This is a genomic window from Nitrosomonas sp. Nm34, from assembly GCF_900113925.1.
In the GTDB taxonomy this organism is placed as follows: domain Bacteria; phylum Pseudomonadota; class Gammaproteobacteria; order Burkholderiales; family Nitrosomonadaceae; genus Nitrosomonas.
Window position 1 is genome coordinate 25614 of the sequence record NZ_FORD01000009.1, and the last position, 18777, is coordinate 44390.

Here is an 18777-nt window from a genome sequence, read left to right on the forward strand (position 1 = left end):
TAACGCGTTCTAATGATAGGATTTAAAATCACAGTTTTGTACCATAAGCACAGAGGGCAGAATTATATGAAGAAGCACATCACCGTATTCTTCTCGATTATGATGTTCTGGGTGATGAGTGTATCGGCTGGTTTGAATCACAATCAACATAGTATCAATCCTTCTGCCATTGGTAAGCCAGGTGATCCTGCCAATGTGACACGTACGATAGAAATCACGATAATGGATAATTACTTTTTACCTTCCAAAATTAATGTGAGGCAAGGTGAAACGATCAAATTTATTGTTAAGAACGAAGGTGTGAGGCGACATGAAATGGTCATTGATTCCTTGGAAAATTTAAAGAAACACGCCAAAATGATGCGTTCGAATCCTGGTTTCATCAGTGACAGTCCCAACTATGTTGATATGCTGCCACGTGAGCAAAAAGAGCTCATATGGCATTTTACAGAAAGTGGTATAGTTAATTTTGCTTGTGGTTATCCTGGACATTTCAAAGGGATGCGCGGCGAGATATATGTGGAGATGAAATGAAAATAGCAATGAATAGATTTTTGTTGAAATCGATGATGGCTGGTGCATTAGCCTTAACAACATTGTCGACTTTTGCTGCTGAAACAGTTGAAGTTTATAAAAGCCCGACATGTGGCTGCTGCTCAAAATGGGTTGATCATCTGAGAGAGAATGGGTTTACCGTGAATACCCATGATGTGGGTAATAAAGAAGCAAGAGCGCGCGCAGGTATCTCTCCTTCTTTAGGCTCTTGCCATACCGCTCTGGTCAGCGGCTATGCCATTGAAGGGCATGTACCTGCACGTGATATCAAGCGGCTTCTGCGAGAACGCCCTGAAGCGGTTGGCTTGGCAGTTCCTGATATGCCCCATGGTTCCCCCGGTATGGAAGGCGCACGTAGCGATCCTTACAATGTTCTTCTGGTCAAACAAAAAGGCGACCAACGACGTGATGCCGCCGTTTACAGCAGCTATCCTTCTAAATAAAAAACGATAAGTAAAATCCAATATTCTCTATTAACTCTAAAAGATTTTTGCTTTTTTATACGATTATGTGGCTTGAAATGAAAAAGTGTTTGCTGCCGACTTTAACGATAAGTGGATTTATTTTAATGTCGGGCTGTACCGATTCTATTTCTACTGCCAATAAGCTTCTGCAGCAGATCCAACAAGGACAGACTGAAATAGTTGAGCGAAATTTTGATCCCGCCCAGATTACTCGAGGGCGGGCAATTTTTCGCGAGAATTGTGCTGTTTGTCATGGACCAAATGCTGAAGCCACACCCAATTGGAGAAAGCCATTGGAAAATGGGCGGTATCCGCCGCCTCCTTTGGATGGCACGGCGCATGCCTGGCATCATTCGACTGAGGAATTGAAACGTTTCATTTTAAAAGGTGGTCCTCCTGGAGAAGGTCGTATGCCCGGCTGGGAAGGTAAACTCATAGAACAGGAAATAGAGGATATTCTTGTTTGGATTAAGTCTTTATGGCCTGATGAAGTATATGATGCTTGGTATAAACGAATTGAGCATCGCGAATAAACCGCTTTTTCAAGCATAAGTAAGCTGACTTTGTCGGCTGCACCTTGCCGTATGATTGATGCTGTCTGCGGCTCGTCTTTGCGTCAAGTTTGATTGAGAAATGGAATGACTAGTCCGTTATTTGATAACGAGTGGCTGATGATGGCGCGCCCAACACGATTCGAACGTGTGACCCCCGCCTTCGGAGGGCGGTACTCTATCCACTGAGCTATGAGCGCTTAATACTTAAATTCCCGATAGGGAATGATAATAAAGAACATTAATCTGGATTTATTCCTTTAACCCAGGCTTTGGCAAACCTGGATAAATACGGACAACTTTGACTACTTGATTTTTCGTTTGAATAATCTCCAGGGGATACCCAGCTATATTTAATCCAATCCCAGCCTCTGGGATATCCTGAAAATGCTCCAAAATTAAACCGTTTAAAGTTTTAGGTCCATCTAAAGGCAATTGCAACCCAAGCTTCCGATTAAGATCACGTAATAACACACTACCTTCTACAATTATACTACCATCTGGCTGCCGAATGAATGTGCTCGTCTGAGTAGGTGGGTGTGTGGTAAATTCACCAATAATTTCCTCAAGAATATCTTCGAGGGTTACCAGCCCTATCCACTCACCATACTCATCAACAACCAAACCTATTCGTTTCCGATTTTCCTGAAATAGTTGCAATTGTGAAAACAAGGGGGTGCCAGATGGGATGAAGTAAGGCTCCTGCATAACTTTCTCAAGTATGGTCGCAGTAATTTTTCCACCTCTCATTTGGTTGAATATTTTGCGTACGTGAATGATTCCAACTACATTATCAAGATGTCCGCGATATACCGGCAATCGAGTATGGTGGCAGGTCAGTAGTTGATCATGGATGGTTTCATCATCAGCCTCCAGATCGATGGCTTCAATCTGACTTCGTGGCACAATGACATCGTCAACGGTAACGGTTTCAAGATCAACAAGATTAATCAGTACGCTCTGATGTTTCTTCTGGATGAAATGGCCAGCTTCCAGAACAAGTGTTTTAAGTTCTTCAGGACTCATTTTATGATTTTGTATTTCCTTAAGCTTTAGGCGAAAGAGGATTAATAGTCCTTGGACGAAAAGATTAACAAACCAAACGACAGGGTAGAAAATTTTTAGCAAGGGTGTTAATACGTAGCTTGCCGGTAATGCAATTTTCTCTGGATAGGCAGCGGCGATAACTTTGGGCGTAATCTCGCTGAATATCAGTATTGCCAGTGTTACACCTATTGTGCCGATAAGTAGCGCCAAATCATTGTGTGCAAAGAACATAGAAATAATTACTGCCACCAGGGTGGCCGCGGCTGTATTTAATAGATTGTTTCCAAGCAAAATGACACCGAGCAATTTGTCGGTGTTGACTAATAATTGAGTTGTTAAGCGAGCGCCGCGATGCCCTTGTTTAGCAAGATGCTTCAAGCGATAGCGATTAATCGCCATCATGCTGGTTTCAGAGAGCGAAAAAAAACCAGATAAAATGAGTAATAAAAATAATGCTACAAGTAATACAGATAAAGGTACGTCTTCCAAATGGCTTTGTCCTTGTAATTTTCCGCAATCAAGCGTAAAAACAACTTCAGCCTCATACCAACTTATGAATTGGTTTCAGCTGCTAGCACACATATATTGTTGAAGAAGACTTTCTATCTTTAAACTCTATTTCTTTAGCCAATCGAAATAAACATAACTACTTTGTGGAACTTTCGACTCGGTAAAACGCTTAAGTTCTTCTTGATTCAGTTTCTTATCCCACCACATAGCGCGAGCTTCCTTTTGCTGCTCGGCCAAGTAGGGCCTTTTTTCAAATAATTCTTGCAGAAATTTAGTGTGCTCAGATTCATAATTGTCTATAGTCGGTTTGCTCATAATAGTAATAATTTGTAAACTTTAACTACAATTGATTGGATTGTTTTTGTAAATGTAACTTTTGCTAATGATAACTTCAACTGGGTAAATTATAAAAGAAGAAAAATGATTAAGAAAAGATTAAGCTAATGGTTACTAATGAAAAGCTATTCAAATTTAATAGGAAATTTATATTTATTGGCTTCGGGAGTGTTGGACAAGGATTTCTTCCCTTATTATTAAGGCATGTTGATATTTTACCTGCCCAGATTAGGATTATTGCTGCAGATGAAAGGGGCAGAATTGAAGCAGAAAATCAAAATATCTCCTTCGAGGTTAATCCACTGACGCCGCAGAATTACCGCCCAATACTTGGCCCCCTGCTAGAGCGTGGTGATTTTTTACTTAATGTGTCTGTCAACGTATCCAGTCTGGCATTGATTGAATTATGCCACACACGAGGTGCGCTTTATCTTGATACTTGTATTGAACCTTGGGTAGGTGGCTATGCTGACACCAATTTATCACTTTCTGAGCGCTCTAACTATGGATTACGTGAGAAAGCGCTGGCGCTGCGTGAGAAATTAGGGTGCGGTCCGACAGCTGTTCTTTCTCATGGGGTTAATCCTGGTCTTGTTTCTCATTGGGTTAAGCAAGCGCTGCTGAATATCGCGCATGATATTGGCTTGAGTTTAGAAACCCCGGCTACGCGTAACCAATGGGCAAAGTTGGCGCAGATGCTCAATGTTTCCGTTATTCAATGTGCAGAGCGTGATACACAAACAATTAATCCGCCGAAGCAGGTTGATGAGTTTGTTAACACCTGGTCAATTGATGGCTTTGTCTCCGAAGGAATACAACCTGCGGAGTTAGGGTGGGGAAGCCATGAAAAGCATATACCGCTTGATGGAAGACGTCATGGTTTTGGTTGTGATGCGGCTATTTACTTGGCACGGCCGGGTATTCAAACGCAAATTTATGGCTGGACTCCGCTTGAAGGAGCTTATCGCGGTTTTTTGATTACGCATAGTGAGTCCATCTCCATTGCGGATTATTTAACAGTCAAAGAAGGAAATAAGCTTTGCTACCGTCCCACAGTTTATTATGCGTATCATCCTTGTGATGCGGCTGTTCTTTCAATACATGAATTCAATGGCAAGAATTTTAACCTACAATCAAAAGCTCGCTTACCTATGGAGGATATTTTTGATGGTGCCGATGAACTTGGGGTGTTGTTGATGGGACATGCCAAGGGGGTATATTGGTATGGCTCGGTACTGTCTATCCATGAGGCGCGCAAGCTTGCTCCTTACAACAATGCCACTAGTTTGCAAGTGGCAGCGGGTGTATTAGGGGGGGTAATCTGGGCCATGAAAAACCAGCAAGCGGGTATTGTTGAGCCCGATGAAATGCCTTTTGAGGATGTTCAGAAAGTGGCGGCTTCTTATCTGGGGAAAATGGTGGCGCAATATAGTGACTGGACCCCACTTAGCGGACGAGGAGTGCTGTTTCAAGAAGATTTGGATAAAACTGATCCATGGCAATTCAAGAATTTTCGTGCTAGTTGAATAGTCGATAGATAGCTTTTGTTTTTACGGCGGAGATAAGAAAATGCAGTTGGGTGTATCGCTTGATTTGCAATACAATATCGTAATGTGGTCGATTTTCAGTTCAATTTTGAAAAATAATGTTTCACGTGAAACATTATTTTTGAGGTTGAATTTTTTATGAATAAAAATGCGGAATCCCTTAGAATTGAACAATAATTAGATTACCGGTGTTACAACGCACATTTATGAGCTTTTCGGAAAACTTTGATGTCATCGTGGTAGGCGGGGGTCATGCAGGAACAGAAGCAGCGCTAGCGGCTGCTCGCATGAGGCAGAAAACGTTGCTGCTTACCCATAATCTCGAAACGCTAGGGCAGATGTCTTGTAATCCCTCCATAGGGGGTATAGGTAAAGGGCATTTGGTCAAGGAAATTGATGCTTTAGGTGGTGTGATGGCTGAGGCCATAGACGAGGCGGGGATCCAGTTCCGAATGCTTAATTCAAGTAAAGGTCCCGCTGTGCGTGCGACACGTGCTCAGGCTGATCGGGTGCTTTATCGTCAGGCTATTCGCAGGCGCCTGGAGAACCAGCCAAACCTATGGTTAATTCAACAGGCGGTCGATGATCTGGTGCTGCAAGGTGATCGCGTCGTGGGAGTAATGACCCAGCTGGGCGTTAAGTTTTTTGCATCAGCCGTTATCTTGACAACCGGTACTTTTTTGGCTGGATTGGCGCATGTGGGTAATAATAATTTTCAAGCTGGCAGAGCAGGGGATCCGCCCTCCATCAGCCTGGCGCAACGACTGCGTGAGATGAAATTACCGGTTGGACGCCTCAAAACCGGCACACCTCCGCGTATCGATGGGCGCAGTATTAATTATGCTTTGCTGCAGGAGCAGCCTGGTGATGATCCTGTGCCGGTATTTTCATTTCTAGGTAATGTGGCGCAGCATCCGCGCCAGATAGCCTGCTGGATGACACGCACGAATCGCCGGACGCATGACATCATTCGCGAAGGCTTGGATCGTTCACCTTTATTTACAGGAAAAATAGAAGGAATAGGGCCACGTTACTGCCCGTCTATTGAAGACAAAATCGTTCGTTTTTCGGATAGAGACTCGCATACGATTTTTCTTGAACCCGAAGGACTGGATACGCATGAGGTGTATCCTAATGGTATTTCGACCAGCCTGCCTTATGATGTGCAGGTTAATTTAGTCCGGTCGATCAATGGGCTAGAAAATGCGCATATTATCCGTCCTGGTTATGCCATCGAATATGATTATTTTGATCCGCGCGCACTTAAAAGCTCACTAGAAACCCGTGGTATAGAGGGTCTGTTTTTTGCGGGCCAAATTAATGGGACAACGGGTTATGAGGAAGCGGCTGCACAGGGATTACTGGCAGGATTAAATGCAGGCCTCAAAGTGCAAGGACGTGCAGCATGGTGTCCGCGTCGTGACGAAGCCTATTTGGGTGTACTCGTGGATGATCTGGTAACTCGTGGTGTGACGGAGCCTTACCGCATGTTTACCAGTCGTGCAGAATATCGTTTGCAGTTACGAGAAGATAATGCCGATATGCGATTGACTGAAATAGGATATCGCTTAGGAATCGTCAGCGAATCACGTTGGCGAGCGTTCGAGCTTAAACGTGAGGCCATTGAAACCGAGCAAGAAAAATTACGTAAGATATGGGTGCGTCCGGGGATGTTGCCAGAAGCGGATTTACTCAATGTGCTCGGTAAGACTATTGAAAAGGAATATTCGTTATATGAATTGTTGCGTCGCCCGGATGTGACTTATATCGGATTAATGGAATTGCTAGGCATAAAAGGTAACATGGCTGATGAAAAAGTTATTGAACAAGTGGAAATCAATGTTAAATATGAAGGGTATATTGAGCGGCAAAAACAGGAAGTCGCTCGTTATAGCGTCTATGAAATGACGAGCCTGCCAAAGGATATCGATTATGGAAGCGTACGCGGTCTTTCGAGGGAAGTGCAACAAAAGCTGAATCAGCATAAGCCTGAGACGATTGGCCACGCAGCGCGCATTTCTGGCATTACACCTGCGGCTATTTCTCTATTACTGGTCCATCTAAAACGCGGTTTCGTATTGTCAGAAATAAAATAAGTTATGAGTTTAGAAAAACAGCTACTGGAAGGTCTTAATAAACTTGAGGCTGGTCTGCCTGAAGAGAGGGAGCGGACTAGCATCCGCTTGCTGCAATATATCCATTTTCTGGATAAATGGAATCGTGTTCATAATTTGACCGCCGTGCGTGAACCAGAAGAAATGATAACCAAGCATGTGCTCGATAGTCTGACGTTGCTCCCTGTGATTAGCGGGACTCATCATGCTGATGTCGGTGCTGGCGCGGGCCTGCCTGGTATTCCGCTGGCGATTGCGCGATCGGATTGGCATCTGACCTTGATTGAAAGTAATCAGAAAAAAGCGGCTTTTTTAAAACAGGGCTGCATTGAGTTAGCGTTGAAAAATATCGAGGTGATTTGTGAGCGTGCTGAGTGCTTCTTTCCCTCTGAGAAATTCGATACAGTCATTTCTCGGGCTTTTGCTGATCTGAGCACTTTTGTCAAATCAGCGAACCATTTATGTGCTGAGCATAGCAAAAGTAGGTTGATCGCGATGAAGGGCCGATTTCCCGATGCCGAGCTGATGCAATTACCCGCGCAATTTGAAGTGGAAAAAGTATTGCGTGTCATGGTGCCTGGCTTGAGAGCCGCTCGGCATCTCATCGTTATTAAGCCAGATCTCGGAACGCGAGATTAAGGAGCGGGTGTTGTGGTAAGAATTCTTGCGATCGCCAATCAAAAAGGGGGGGTCGGTAAAACAACAACGGGTATCAATCTGGCTGCAAGCTTGGTTGCGGTCGGTAAGCGTGTGCTACTCGTGGATCTCGATCCCCAAGGAAATACTACCATGGGAAGCGGCGTGGATAAACGGGGGTTGCAACAGACGATTTACCATGTTTTATTGGGTGAGCAGCCCATCACTGAGGTAAGAGTGGTTTCCACGCCGGGTAAATATGATTTGATCCCGGCCAATCAGGAACTGGCTGGCACAGAAGTGGAAATGGTCAATTTGGAGCAGAGGGAAACACGCCTCAAAACAGCCCTTCAGCCTGTCAAGGAAGAATATGATTTTATTCTGATGGATTGCCCTCCATCGCTCAATTTGCTGACATTGAATGGTCTTTGTGCCGCCCACTCAGTCGTCATTCCAATGCAGTGCGAATATTTTGCACTGGAGGGGCTCAGCGATCTGGTCAATACGATCAGAAAGGTGCGGCTTAATTTTAACCCTACGCTTAAGATTGAAGGCTTGCTGCGCACCATGTTTGATCCACGTAACGTTTTGGCAAAGCAGGTTTCCGATCAACTGCAACAGCATTTCGGCAATAAAGTGTACCGGACGGTAATTCCGCGCAACGTCCGGTTGGCGGAGGCGCCGGGGTTTGGTGTGCCTGTCTTATTCCATGACAAATTATCAAAAGGGGCACAAGCTTATCTTGCCCTTGCGAAAGAGATTATGGGCGTTGCAGCTTAACATGCCGGGTTTTCCAGATAAATTAGAAAAAAACAGGTAATCAAGAGCAAATGGCTAAGGTAAAAGGTCTGGGAAGAGGACTAGACGCACTATTATCAAGTGATCATAACGATCATGCGTTAGCAGAATCGTTGCAGCATTTGGAGATCAATTTGTTGCAGCCAGGTAAATATCAACCCCGTACCAGCATGGATCAAGACTCTCTGATGGAATTATCCGAATCCATCAAAGTGCAAGGGGTAATGCAACCCATTCTGGTTCGGCCGTTAACTACGGAGCGTTATGAAATCATTGCAGGTGAGCGCCGCTGGCGTGCGGCCCAGTTAGCTGGACTAACTCAAGTGCCTGTCATCATACGTGAAGTACCGGATGAATCAGCGCTGGCAATGTCTCTGATTGAGAATATCCAGCGTGAGAATCTGAACCCGTTAGAAGCTGCCACAGGCATCCAGCGTCTCATCAAAGAGTTTGGCATGACCCACCAAACTGCGGGTGAGGCACTGGGAAGTTCGCGCAGCGCAATTTCAAATTTACTACGACTGCTTAATCTGGCTGGGCCTGTGCAAGAATTAATGTTGCAGGGGAAAATCGATATGGGGCATGGCCGTGCGCTGCTTGTTTTACCTGCTGCGAAACAAGTTGAAATCGCCCATCTAATTGTTCACAAGCAATTGTCAGTACGTGAAACTGAAAACCTGATCAAACGCATCGAGCAGGCTCCGGTAGAAAAAATGGTCAAGCAAGACCGTGACTTGCTACGCTTGCAGGAAGACATTTCTTCCAGGCTAGGCGCCAATGTCGTTATCAAGCCTGGAAAACGTGGAGCAGGCAATCTGGTTATCCACTATACCAGTTTGGAGCAATTGGATGGCATTCTCTCTAAATTCTAAAAGATCGCTTGGGTTTCATGTTAAAAATAAAACATTAAACTCATCTGGAGTCTAATAAGTGAATACGCACATTCTCATCAACCCTGACGTTGCTGCCATCCTCGGCGCCCTCGTTGCGGATGCAGCATCACTTGGTCTGCATTGGCTGTATGATCCAGTGCGCATTGCAGAAATAGAAAAGGATGCGGAGTTAGTATTTCGCCAACCCGATGCTGCCGATTATGCCGGATCAAGCGGTTTTTTTGCACATGGTAGCAGGCAGGCGGGAGAATCTTCAGGTTATGGAGAAGTATGTCTGCTAATGCTTAAACACCTGGCACAACACGGTGATTTCAATCGTGCAGCTTACCAGCTCGAATTTCGTACGCATTTTGGACCTGGTGGTGAATATGTCGGGTATATCGATTCACCTACTCGCCAGACCCTACGGATTTTATTATCGCTTGATAACGCCAGCTTTCCGGAAATATCCGGTGCAGATGATGATCAAATGCCCGCACTCGCTGCCATTCCCGCACTGGTTGCCGCGCACCATGGGTCATACGATGCGCTCATGCAGCGTGTCAAAGAAGTGGTGCGCATTACCAATAACAATGAAATCGCAGTTTCCGCAGCGTGCTGTGCGGCAACTGCATTGCAAGGCATATTGAGTGATAGATCAATGACTCAGGCTTTGACTGATGCTCTTGCTGTTGCCGGGGAAGTATTGAAGCCCACGTTGGAGCAGGCACTTGCTATGGAGACGCTGGATAGCCTGTCTGCCGCAAAGTCCTTTGGTTCAGCCTGTCATGTCACGGAAGGGCTTCCTCTTGTCTTTCATATCGCCAAGCATGCGCCGGATTACACTACTGCGATCAAAGCCAATATCCGAGCTGGTGGAGATAGCTGCGGACGCGCCATTATGCTCGGGGCATTGGTCGCCGCGCATCAGGCCAAACAACAAAACCTGGCCTCTTCCATTCCATTATACTGGCTGGCGCGCTTTCGCAAACTGGCGATAGCGGCTGAGGCTTGTGAGAGGATTTAATTGCCTGATAACAGCCTCCAGAGTAGATCATTAAAAATTATTTTATTTTCAATCAAATATATGCGAAGGCGAGCCGCAGGCAGTATGAATTATACGGCAAGGGGAGTCGACAAAGTTTAAAAAAGGAAATAGCTGGCTTTCAAAGCAATATTTTTGAGTAGATAGAGGCATTATTATCTACGGAAGCTTGTGAGTATCCGTGCTCTATGTTGCTAGAACTTCTTTAATTTGTGCTCCTTTTATGGCCAGAGAACTGGCTCAAGATCATAACTCTCCAAAGCACAATTACTGCCTGCGTAATAGTAGTATGGCTCTCATTTCATTCCAATTCAAACGGTCATTGCAGTTTGCTCCTCACCCCATATAATGAAACACCTCCTAGAGGTGCTAGGGGTGGCACTTAGCAGAGGTAACTGAATAATTCCATTTCTATAAATCAAAATTGACATTGTCGACTTCACCTTGTCGTATGATTGAGATTGTCTGCGGTTCGCCTTCGCGTCATTTTTGATTTGGAAATAGAATAAGCATGCAACAGGCCAATATTCCGCATCGTAGTATTCTGCCGCGAGATTTTTCTGCGCCCAAATTTCGTGATATTTCACACTAATGATCATGAGAGCATTGCTTCGCCCCGAATGATAAAAGATAAAAACGGCGCGGTGTGCAGTTATGAGAAGTTGTTCAAGTTTATGGAGATTTGACTCCGCACGCTAATATGGCTCAAGTGATCAACTCGCCTCCAAATTGTTGCCCCATAGTAAAAAGGTCGCTTGCCATCACAGGATTGCAGGCAATTTGGTCGCTTGACAACAAATATGCGCCGTAATAATGCAGTACTTGTGTTAGTCATCTTTCCTTACCCATCCCGCTTTATGGTGTCGGGTGTTTTGTCTTTTATCTATGTTCTTTCATAGTAAACCTGACATTCCCCGCTTTTCCTTGATATATTATTGATACAGTCTGTGGCTCGCATTTGCATAAATTGATTGGAAATGGAATAACATGATCTGCTTCTCCTTTCAAATTTACTGTTTGAAACTCAAATCCAACCCCAACCCCAGCCAGTGGTATAATTACGCTTAAATCAAACAACTATACAATCTGCTTGGCCGGAAATATTAGCTTGAACGTGCAAACACCGTTAGAAAACAATACAGCCATTAATCTGCTTTACGCCCACCGTCGCTTGCTTCAAAAGAAAAAATTCTAAATATGCTTCATCACTTCCACTTCCTGTTTTTGATTCAGCGCTACAGATTTACCGATTTATATTATTTATTGGAGGAGAAATGAGTCACACATTGTATGAAACCAAGATTCAGCGCGTGCAACGTTGCGAGTTGGCCGTGCCAGGTTCACGTCCGGAAATGTTTGAAAAGGCACTGAAGAGCGGGGTGGATTTTATCTTTCTGGATCTGGAGGATGCCGTTGCGCCGGATGATAAAATACAGGCCCGTAAAAATATCATTCAGGCAATCAACGATCTGGACTGGAAAGGGCATGGCATCACGTTGTCAGTGCGCATCAATGGCCTGGATACGCAATACATGGTACGCGATGTGGTTGATCTGGTTGAGCAGGCCGGCCACAAAATTGACACCATTCTGATTCCCAAAGTGGGGGTTTACGCAGATGTTTACATGGTTGAGGCGATGCTTAATCAGTTGGAAATGCAGCAAGGACTGAAAAACAGAATCGGCATTGAGGCCTTGATTGAAACTGCTTTAGGTATGGCTAATGTCGAGGATATCGCGCGCAATGGCACTTGTGGACGGCTGGAGGCGCTACATTTTGGTGTGGCTGATTATGCAGCCAGCAATCGCGCGCGCACTACCAATATCGGCGGACTAAACCCGGATTATCCTGGCGACCAATGGCATGCAGCCATCAGTCGCATGACCGTGGCTTGTCGTGCTTTTGGCTTACGACCCATCGATGGGCCATTTGGTGATATTCAGGATCCTGAAGGTTATAAGCAAGCTGCTAAACGGGCAGCTGCTCTCGGTTGCGAGGGGAAATGGGCGATTCATCCGAGCCAAATTGCATTGGCTAACGAGGTATTTACGCCGCCTCCAGCTGAAATTGAGAAAGCCAAGCGCATTCTGGCAGCATTGAAAGAAGCAGCGGCGCAAGGTAAAGGTGCTGCTTCACTTGATGGCCGCTTAATCGATGCCGCTTCAGAAAGAATGGCTAACAATATTGTGAAAGCTGCTGAGGCCATTGCTGCCAAAAACAAATAATCAGAAGGCAGGTTTTTGAACAGTTTTTAAATAGAAGGGGTAGGCATTGGATATTCACGAGTATCAGGCAAAAGAAATTCTGGCGGAATATGGTATCAAGATAGCCGAAGGTGGCTTGGCATATACGGTGGAAGAAGCAGTACAGCGCAGCCGGGAAATTGACGGAAATGTCTGGGTGGTAAAGGCGCAGATTCATTCTGGGGCACGTGGCAAGGCTGGCGGTATCAAAGTTTGTAAAACCAATGATGAAGTGGAGGCAGCAGCCGAAGCGCTGTTGGGTAAGAAGCTGGTAACCCATCAGACTGGGCCGGCTGGCAAGATGTGTAGTCGGCTTTATGTCGAAGCCGGGACGGATATTGCCCGAGAGCTCTACCTTTCTTTCATGATAGACCGCAGCCATGAGCGCGTCATTATGGTGGGTTCTGCGCAAGGTGGAATGGAAATTGAGCATCTCGCTGCCACTAATCCTAAAGCAATCGTTAAAATTTATATAGAGCCTGCGGTAGGATTACAGGATTTTCAGGCGCGCACCATGGCTTTTGCCCTCGGTCTCGGAGAAGATCTGCTCAATCACGCGGTTAAAACTATCAAGGGATGTTATCGCGCTTTGCGCGATCTGGATGCCAATGTTTTGGAAATCAATCCGTTGGTCGTGACCAAGAGCAATGAGTTGATCGCGCTGGATGCAAAAATGAGTTTCGATGAAAACGCCTTATTCCGTCGCCATCGGATCGCCGAATTGCGCGACAAGACACAAATTGATTTGCGCGAGGTTGCTGCAGCAGAGGCTGGTTTGAGCTATGTCGGTTTGGACGGAGATATCGGCTGCATGATCAATGGTGCTGGCTTGGCGATGGCCACCATGGACATGATTAAGCTGGCAGGCGGTGAGCCAGCCAATTTCCTCGATGTAGGCGGCGGTGCTTCAGCAGAGCGTACTGAAAAAGCATTTCGTTTGGTGCTGGCTGATACAGGTGTCAAGGCCATGTTGGTCAATATCTTTGCTGGTATCAATCGCTGTGATTGGATTGCAGAAGGCGTGGTGCAAGCGGTTAAAAATATCGATATGCAAGTACCCTTGGTGGTGCGTCTATCCGGCACGAATGTTGAAGAAGGTCGCAAGATCATTGCAGACAGCGGATTGCCGATCATTACCGCAGAAACATTGGCGGAGGCAGCAGAAAGAGTCGTTCAGGCACGCAACGAAATGGTGGCAGGACAAGGTTAAGGAGAACAGAGTGGCCATTTTAATTAATGAAAATACGCGCATTATTGTGCAAGGGTTTACCGGTAGAATCGGTACTTTTCATGCGCAGGAAATGATCGAATATGGGTCGAAAGTCGTGGGAGGTGTTACCCCGGGTAAGGGTGGACAAACTCATTTGGGGCTGCCGGTTTTCAATACTGTGAGAGAAGCGGTCGAACAGGTCGGTGCCGAAGCGAGCATCGTGTTTGTACCACCGGCATTTGCCGCTGATTCGATCATGGAAGCAGCCGACGCGGGTATCAAATATTGTGTCTCAATCACAGATGGTATCCCGACGCAGGATATGATGACAGTCAAGAGTTTTTTGCGCCGTTTTCCCAAGGAACAAAGAATGATGCTGACGGGGCCAAATTGTTCAGGCACGATTAGTCCGGAGCGCGCGATGCTGGGTATCATGCCTGGTCATATTTATAAACGCGGGAATGTGGGTATCGTTGGTCGTTCGGGCACGCTGGGTTATGAGGCTGCCGATCAAATGCGGCGACTGGGAATCGGTATTTCGACCTCTATCGGTATTGGCGGCGATCCGATCATTGGGAGCTCCCATCGTGATGTGTTAGAAAAGCTGGAACAGGATTCTGAAACCAAAGTCGCGTTGATGATTGGTGAAATTGGTGGGCCGCAGGAAGTGGAAGCGGGTATTTTTGCTAAAGAGAATATGAGCAAACCACTGGTCGCCTATATTGCCGGATTGACGGCTCCTCCTGGTCGGCGTATGGGGCATGCCGGCGCAATCATTTCTTCTGCGGGCGAAAGTGCTGCAGAAAAAGTGGAACGGCTGAAAGAGCTGAATGTCACCATCTGCCCAACGCCGTCCTTGATGGGACAAACGGTGGCCTCCGTATTGGCTAAGTTGTAAGTCATATTGTTTCCTCAGCTTACTGGCCAGGTTTTGCCATGACTGTATGGTAAGTCTGGTCAATTTTCTTGAATCTGTTATCAGCCATTTATAAAATAAATGCACGTTATCGTGCGCGAAATTGACGTAATTTCTGAAATTATGGACATTAATCAAAAGACTGACAAAAAAAGAATCTCAGCAATAGCCCGCTTTCTCTTTTTATCGCGCTGGCTGCAGCTACCGCTTTATCTAGGGTTAGTACTGGCACAATGTATCTATGTATTTCATTTCTGGGTAGAATTGATCGATCTGTTAGGCGCTATCATGGGTGATAAAGAATCATTAACGCATATAGTGCATATCGTTTCGCATGAAAATGGTGACGGACCGATAAAAATTACTGAAACGGCGATTATGCTGGTGGTGCTGGGCTTGATAGATGTCGTGATGATTTCCAATCTACTGATTATGGTCATTATTGGCGGATATGAAACATTTGTTTCACGCATGAATCTGGAAAGTCATCCCGATCAGCCTGAATGGCTGTCGCATGTCAATGCCTCGGTATTAAAGATCAAGCTCGCCACTGCCATTATCGGTATTTCGTCTATTCATCTGCTCAAAACCTTTATCAATGCCGGTGCGTATGATGAAAAGACATTAATCGCTCAAACAGGTATTCATATTACCTTCCTGATATCGGCAATTGCGATTGCCTTTACAGATCGCCTCATGTCTGCAACGATACACGCCAGCACAGAATCAAGCGAGTGAAGGAGGAATGTCTTTTAATAGTTTGAGAATACCCTGTAAGGCGGTCCCAACAGCTTGCCGCCTTACTGCTTCACGATTTCCTGAGAAAAAATGAGTTTTGCTGCGTGCGAATCCTTGCCTGGATGCCCAAGCAAAGCACACCATCCCGACCGGCTTTTCCTTCGACCCCCCTGTCGGGCCGGCAATGCCCGTTACTGCCACGGCTAGCTGAGCATCACTCATTTTAATAGCGCCTGCTGCCATTTCTTGTGCGGTTTGTTCGGATACTGCGCCATATTGAGTCAGCGTGGCAGACTGTACTCCGAGCATTTGTTGCTTAGCGTGGTTACTATAAGTAATAAAACCCCGATCATACCAGGCTGAACTTCCTGCCACGGCAGTTACCGCTTGGCCTATCCAACCCCCTGTGCATGATTCTGCACTAGTCAGCATAAAGCCTCTTTTAGCAAGTGCCTCGCCTAACTGCTGGGCATAAGTTACCAGCATTTGATCATCAATCATAACATCACCTCTAGAGTTATCTTGCAGACGAATCGCAGCCCTGCGTTTCACCCATTTTAAACGTGACAAGCAGGTGAGGTGCAAAGCTTAATAAATCATACCGTAAAGGAAAACGGTAAAATCAGGTTTGATTTAGAAACAGAATTAGAAGTAACTTTCAAATAATACCAGTGACTTCCAGCCAGCAAGACAAAGTAAGGTATAGAATGCTGCCAGTAAATCATCAAACATTACACCGAATCCACCGTGTAACTTGCGTTCAAAATATGTGATAGGAGGAGGTTTGAGTATGTCAAAAAAACGAAATAATATAAATGCAGCGCTATACCATAGCACTTGATCGGGAATGAAATAAAGCACCAGCATGAAAGCTACGATTTCATCCCATACCATACCTGAATGATCCGGTGCGCCCAATACTTTGCCAGTAATACTACACGCCCAGATACCTAAAATAAACAATATATCGATAACGAGTAACAGTGTGATCGGTTCGAACCACGAATTCAGAGACCAGAATAGTGGAAAAGCAATGAGTGTTCCAAACGTGCCAGGCGCCCACGGGATTAATCCTACTCCAGCACCAAATGCGACAAAGTGGGCAAAGCGGCTATGAACAAACGCTAAATCAGGCTGCAAACGGGGGGGAGGGAGATCAGATTGATAAGGTTCAGGTAAGGAAGTGGTCATAGCCTTTTTTCTCGTATGTGATCGAATTACCGTTTGCATCCAGAAGGAGCAACCCTTCTCCTTGGGATATTTTACCAATGCGGTTAAGGGGAAGATCCAATTCCTGGGATAGCTGCATTATTTCTGCAAATTTTATCTCGGGTGCAGTAAAACAGAGTTCATAATCATCTCCCCCTGCGAGTAAACAGTCAACTGCAAGTGGTAAAGATAAGTATTTTTGCATGACCCATGAGCATGCTATTTTTTCTACCTGGAGCGTGGCGGCCACATGGGAACATTCCAGGATATGCCCAAGATCAGCCAGCAATCCGTCGGAAACATCGATAGCGCTATGCGCAAGATTAATTAACCGCTGCCCGAGCTCGACGCGTGCGTTAGGCAGATCAAGTGCAGGTAAACATATTGCCAGTTCTGCTGGAGCCAAAGTGATGCGTTTCTGCAGATGAGCCAGTGCTAAGGCAGCATTACCTAAATGCCCGGAAATCCAGATATCATCTCCTGCTATTGCTCCATTTCTTCGCAAAGCTTTATGTTTGGGGACTTCTCCTATGATTTGTATACCGATATTAAGCGGGCCACAGGTAGTGTCACCACCGATGAGTTCTACTTGGTATTCGCTGGCTAATGTAAAGAAGCCTTCGGTAAACGCTTCCAGCCAGCCGCTATTCATGTTGACCAAATTGGCAGGTAATGTCAGCGAGAGGGTGCTCCAACGCGGAATAGCCCCCATTGCTGCCATATCAGAGAGATTGACTGCTAGCGCTTTATGACCGAGTTTATAAGGATCAGCATCGGCGAAGAAATGCTGATCGACTACCAGCGTATCAGTAGAAATAGCTAAATCACTTGTCGCGGTGTAGGGAATGAGCGCAGCATCATCGCCTATGCCAAGAATCGCCAGCGGAGTTGGTCGTGTGAAATAGCGACGAATAATATCAAACTCGGAACTCACGATTAGGCTATGGAATGGAAATAATCATGAAGGATATACCAGACAACTGGCAGAACGTAGCTATGATGCCGGTTCAATTTTTTTCCTGGCCGCCGACTGAATTTCAATGGTGCGTAATTGTGCTGCGAGCTTATCCAGCACTCCATTCACATATTTGTAGCCGTCGGTTCCCCCATATGTTTTGGCGAGCTCTATGGCTTCGTTGATAATGGCCCGATAAGGAATTTCCAGATGATAAATGAGCTCATAGGTACTGAGTAAAAGAATAGAAGACTCAATAGGGCTGAGATCGGTCAGAGAACGATCAAGACAGGGTTGTATATGTTGTTCCAGCGTAGTTGCATTTTTAAGTACACCGCGCAGTAACTCGCAAAAAAAAGATTCATCTATTTTGGGAAAAAGGCTGGTATCACGTAATTGTGCCTCGATGAAACTGGCATCGCTGCCAGCGACCCGCCATTGGTAAATACCTTGTAGCACGAGTTCGCGCGAAAGATGACGACGTTTCTTGTATTTAAAGCCAGATTTTGAATGTGAAGTTGATTGTGCAGCAGCCATGAACGAGTTTTTAGGTGATTTCATCAAATTTTGCCAGAAGATTGGCCATTTCAATCGCTGCGCGTGCAGCTTCTATTCCTTTTTGCGTCATGCGGGCAAGCGCTTGATCATCGTTGTCTGTCGTAAGAATGCCATTTGCCACAGGAATATCCGTATCGAGTTGCACGGTGATTAAGCCTCTGGCTGATTCATTGGCGACGATTTCAAAATGATAGGTATCGCCCCGTATGACCGCTCCTAATGCAATCAAGGCATCAAACTGATCGGATAAGGCCATTTTTTGTAAGGCGAGCGGGATTTCCAATGCACCAGGTACCGTAGCTAATAATATATTGGGTTCTTGAACACCCTGCTTAGTTAATTCAGCAATACACGCGCCAAGTAGTCCTTCTGCTACTTCAATGTTAAAGCGGCTCATTACGATGCCGATGCGAAGTTCGGTTCCAATGAGCGTAGTTTCAATTTCTAGAATATTGTCATAATACGTCATGCTA

20 protein-coding genes and 1 tRNA gene are annotated in these 18777 nt (G+C 45.5%); 13 read left to right on the forward strand and 8 right to left on the reverse strand.

The window, feature by feature from the left end:
* Positions 1–66: 66 nt before the first annotated feature.
* From BM283_RS05805 to BM283_RS05815, 3 genes are all read left to right on the forward strand, one after another.
* The gene (locus BM283_RS05805; protein WP_175492044.1) at positions 67–534 is read left to right on the forward strand and encodes a cupredoxin domain-containing protein; all 468 of its coding nucleotides are present in this window, start codon (positions 67–69) and stop codon (positions 532–534) included.
* The gene (locus tag BM283_RS05810; protein WP_090690746.1) at positions 531–998 is read left to right on the forward strand and encodes a DUF411 domain-containing protein; all 468 of its coding nucleotides are present in this window, start codon (positions 531–533) and stop codon (positions 996–998) included. The genes BM283_RS05805 and BM283_RS05810 overlap by 4 nt, the downstream gene beginning before the upstream one ends.
* A 77-nt stretch (positions 999–1075) precedes the next feature.
* Complete coding sequence (locus BM283_RS05815; RefSeq protein WP_139225206.1) at positions 1076–1552, forward strand: c-type cytochrome; 477 nt, start codon at positions 1076–1078, stop codon at positions 1550–1552.
* A 142-nt stretch (positions 1553–1694) separates the two neighbouring features.
* Here BM283_RS05815 and BM283_RS05820 read toward each other — a convergent pair.
* The 3 genes from BM283_RS05820 to BM283_RS05830 form a co-directional block, all read right to left on the reverse strand.
* A tRNA-Arg gene (locus BM283_RS05820) sits at positions 1695–1770 on the reverse strand.
* Positions 1771–1822: 52 nt separating this feature from the next.
* The gene (locus tag BM283_RS05825) at positions 1823–3106 is read right to left on the reverse strand and encodes an HlyC/CorC family transporter (RefSeq protein WP_090690753.1); all 1284 of its coding nucleotides are present in this window, start codon (positions 3104–3106) and stop codon (positions 1823–1825) included.
* Positions 3107–3232: 126 nt separating this feature from the next.
* Positions 3233–3442, reverse strand: coding sequence for a DUF3460 family protein (locus tag BM283_RS05830; RefSeq protein ID WP_090690756.1), 210 nt, complete (start codon positions 3440–3442; stop codon positions 3233–3235).
* A 128-nt stretch (positions 3443–3570) separates the two neighbouring features.
* On the opposite strand from BM283_RS05830, the gene BM283_RS05835 reads away from it, so the two are divergent.
* The 10 genes from BM283_RS05835 (at position 3571) to BM283_RS05890 (ending at position 15582) form a co-directional block, all read left to right on the forward strand.
* Complete coding sequence (locus BM283_RS05835; RefSeq protein WP_090690760.1) at positions 3571–4989, forward strand: homospermidine synthase; 1419 nt, start codon at positions 3571–3573, stop codon at positions 4987–4989.
* Positions 4990–5216: 227 nt separating this feature from the next.
* Positions 5217–7106, forward strand: coding sequence for a tRNA uridine-5-carboxymethylaminomethyl(34) synthesis enzyme MnmG (mnmG, locus tag BM283_RS05840; protein WP_090690764.1), 1890 nt, complete (start codon positions 5217–5219; stop codon positions 7104–7106).
* Positions 7107–7109: 3 nt separating this feature from the next.
* Entirely contained in the window at positions 7110–7763 is a 654-nt protein-coding gene (gene rsmG / locus BM283_RS05845) for a 16S rRNA (guanine(527)-N(7))-methyltransferase RsmG (protein WP_090690767.1), read from the forward strand.
* A 12-nt stretch (positions 7764–7775) separates the two neighbouring features.
* Positions 7776–8540: a ParA family protein gene (locus BM283_RS05850; protein WP_090690770.1), complete on the forward strand. Its 765-nt coding sequence runs from the start codon at positions 7776–7778 to the stop codon at positions 8538–8540.
* 50 nt (positions 8541–8590) lie between these two features.
* The gene (locus BM283_RS05855) at positions 8591–9430 is read left to right on the forward strand and encodes a ParB/RepB/Spo0J family partition protein (protein ID WP_090690773.1); all 840 of its coding nucleotides are present in this window, start codon (positions 8591–8593) and stop codon (positions 9428–9430) included.
* A 58-nt stretch (positions 9431–9488) separates the two neighbouring features.
* The gene (locus BM283_RS05860; protein ID WP_090690776.1) at positions 9489–10457 is read left to right on the forward strand and encodes an ADP-ribosylglycohydrolase family protein; all 969 of its coding nucleotides are present in this window, start codon (positions 9489–9491) and stop codon (positions 10455–10457) included.
* A 1292-nt stretch (positions 10458–11749) separates the two neighbouring features.
* Positions 11750–12700 carry an HpcH/HpaI aldolase/citrate lyase family protein gene (locus BM283_RS05875; protein ID WP_090690783.1) on the forward strand — a complete coding sequence of 317 codons (951 nt, stop codon included), beginning with the start codon at positions 11750–11752 and terminating at the stop codon, positions 12698–12700.
* 46 nt (positions 12701–12746) lie between these two features.
* Entirely contained in the window at positions 12747–13928 is a 1182-nt protein-coding gene (locus BM283_RS05880; RefSeq protein WP_090690784.1) for a malate--CoA ligase subunit beta, read from the forward strand.
* 10 nt (positions 13929–13938) lie between these two features.
* On the forward strand, positions 13939–14826 hold the full coding sequence (sucD, locus tag BM283_RS05885; RefSeq protein ID WP_090690787.1) for a succinate--CoA ligase subunit alpha: 888 nt from the start codon (positions 13939–13941) through the stop codon (positions 14824–14826).
* A gap of 141 nt (positions 14827–14967) precedes the next feature.
* A complete protein-coding gene (locus tag BM283_RS05890; protein WP_090690943.1) occupies positions 14968–15582 on the forward strand; it encodes a YqhA family protein in 615 nt (204 codons plus the stop codon).
* On the opposite strand, the gene pncC is transcribed toward BM283_RS05890, so the two are convergent.
* The 5 genes from pncC to ribH form a co-directional block, all read right to left on the reverse strand.
* A complete protein-coding gene (gene pncC / locus BM283_RS05895) occupies positions 15571–16083 on the reverse strand; it encodes a nicotinamide-nucleotide amidase (protein WP_090690790.1) in 513 nt (170 codons plus the stop codon). The two genes, BM283_RS05890 and pncC, sit on opposite strands and share 12 nt — an antisense overlap.
* Positions 16084–16227: 144 nt before the next feature.
* On the reverse strand, positions 16228–16773 hold the full coding sequence (locus BM283_RS05900; protein ID WP_090690793.1) for a phosphatidylglycerophosphatase A family protein: 546 nt from the start codon (positions 16771–16773) through the stop codon (positions 16228–16230).
* Positions 16754–17725 (reverse strand): thiamine-phosphate kinase, encoded by a 972-nt coding sequence (gene thiL / locus BM283_RS05905; RefSeq protein WP_090690795.1) that lies wholly within the window; start codon positions 17723–17725, stop codon positions 16754–16756. The genes BM283_RS05900 and thiL overlap by 20 nt, the downstream gene beginning before the upstream one ends.
* Positions 17726–17785: 60 nt before the next feature.
* Positions 17786–18283 carry a transcription antitermination factor NusB gene (gene nusB / locus BM283_RS05910; protein ID WP_090690946.1) on the reverse strand — a complete coding sequence of 166 codons (498 nt, stop codon included), beginning with the start codon at positions 18281–18283 and terminating at the stop codon, positions 17786–17788.
* Between the two features lie 10 nt (positions 18284–18293).
* The gene (gene ribH, locus BM283_RS05915) at positions 18294–18773 is read right to left on the reverse strand and encodes a 6,7-dimethyl-8-ribityllumazine synthase (RefSeq protein ID WP_090690798.1); all 480 of its coding nucleotides are present in this window, start codon (positions 18771–18773) and stop codon (positions 18294–18296) included.
* Positions 18774–18777: the final 4 nt, after the last annotated feature.

Bases quoted from the DNA above. Each gene is read 5' to 3' on its own strand.
- BM283_RS05805 (WP_175492044.1), top strand. From the start codon at position 67: ATGAAGAAGCACATCACCGTATTCTTCTCGATTATGATGTTCTGGGTG.
- BM283_RS05810 (WP_090690746.1), top strand. From the start codon at position 531: ATGAAAATAGCAATGAATAGATTTTTGTTGAAATCGATGATGGCTGGT.
- BM283_RS05815 (WP_139225206.1), top strand. From the start codon at position 1,076: ATGAAAAAGTGTTTGCTGCCGACTTTAACGATAAGTGGATTTATTTTA.
- BM283_RS05830 (WP_090690756.1), bottom strand. From the start codon at position 3,442: ATGAGCAAACCGACTATAGACAATTATGAATCTGAGCACACTAAATTT.
- BM283_RS05835 (WP_090690760.1), top strand. From the start codon at position 3,571: ATGGTTACTAATGAAAAGCTATTCAAATTTAATAGGAAATTTATATTT.
- mnmG (WP_090690764.1), top strand. From the start codon at position 5,217: ATGAGCTTTTCGGAAAACTTTGATGTCATCGTGGTAGGCGGGGGTCAT.
- rsmG (WP_090690767.1), top strand. From the start codon at position 7,110: ATGAGTTTAGAAAAACAGCTACTGGAAGGTCTTAATAAACTTGAGGCT.
- BM283_RS05855 (WP_090690773.1), top strand. From the start codon at position 8,591: ATGGCTAAGGTAAAAGGTCTGGGAAGAGGACTAGACGCACTATTATCA.
- BM283_RS05875 (WP_090690783.1), top strand. From the start codon at position 11,750: ATGAGTCACACATTGTATGAAACCAAGATTCAGCGCGTGCAACGTTGC.
- BM283_RS05890 (WP_090690943.1), top strand. From the start codon at position 14,968: ATGGACATTAATCAAAAGACTGACAAAAAAAGAATCTCAGCAATAGCC.
- pncC (WP_090690790.1), bottom strand. From the start codon at position 16,083: ATGATTGATGATCAAATGCTGGTAACTTATGCCCAGCAGTTAGGCGAG.
- BM283_RS05900 (WP_090690793.1), bottom strand. From the start codon at position 16,773: ATGACCACTTCCTTACCTGAACCTTATCAATCTGATCTCCCTCCCCCC.
- nusB (WP_090690946.1), bottom strand. From the start codon at position 18,283: ATGGCTGCTGCACAATCAACTTCACATTCAAAATCTGGCTTTAAATAC.
- ribH (WP_090690798.1), bottom strand. From the start codon at position 18,773: ATGACGTATTATGACAATATTCTAGAAATTGAAACTACGCTCATTGGA.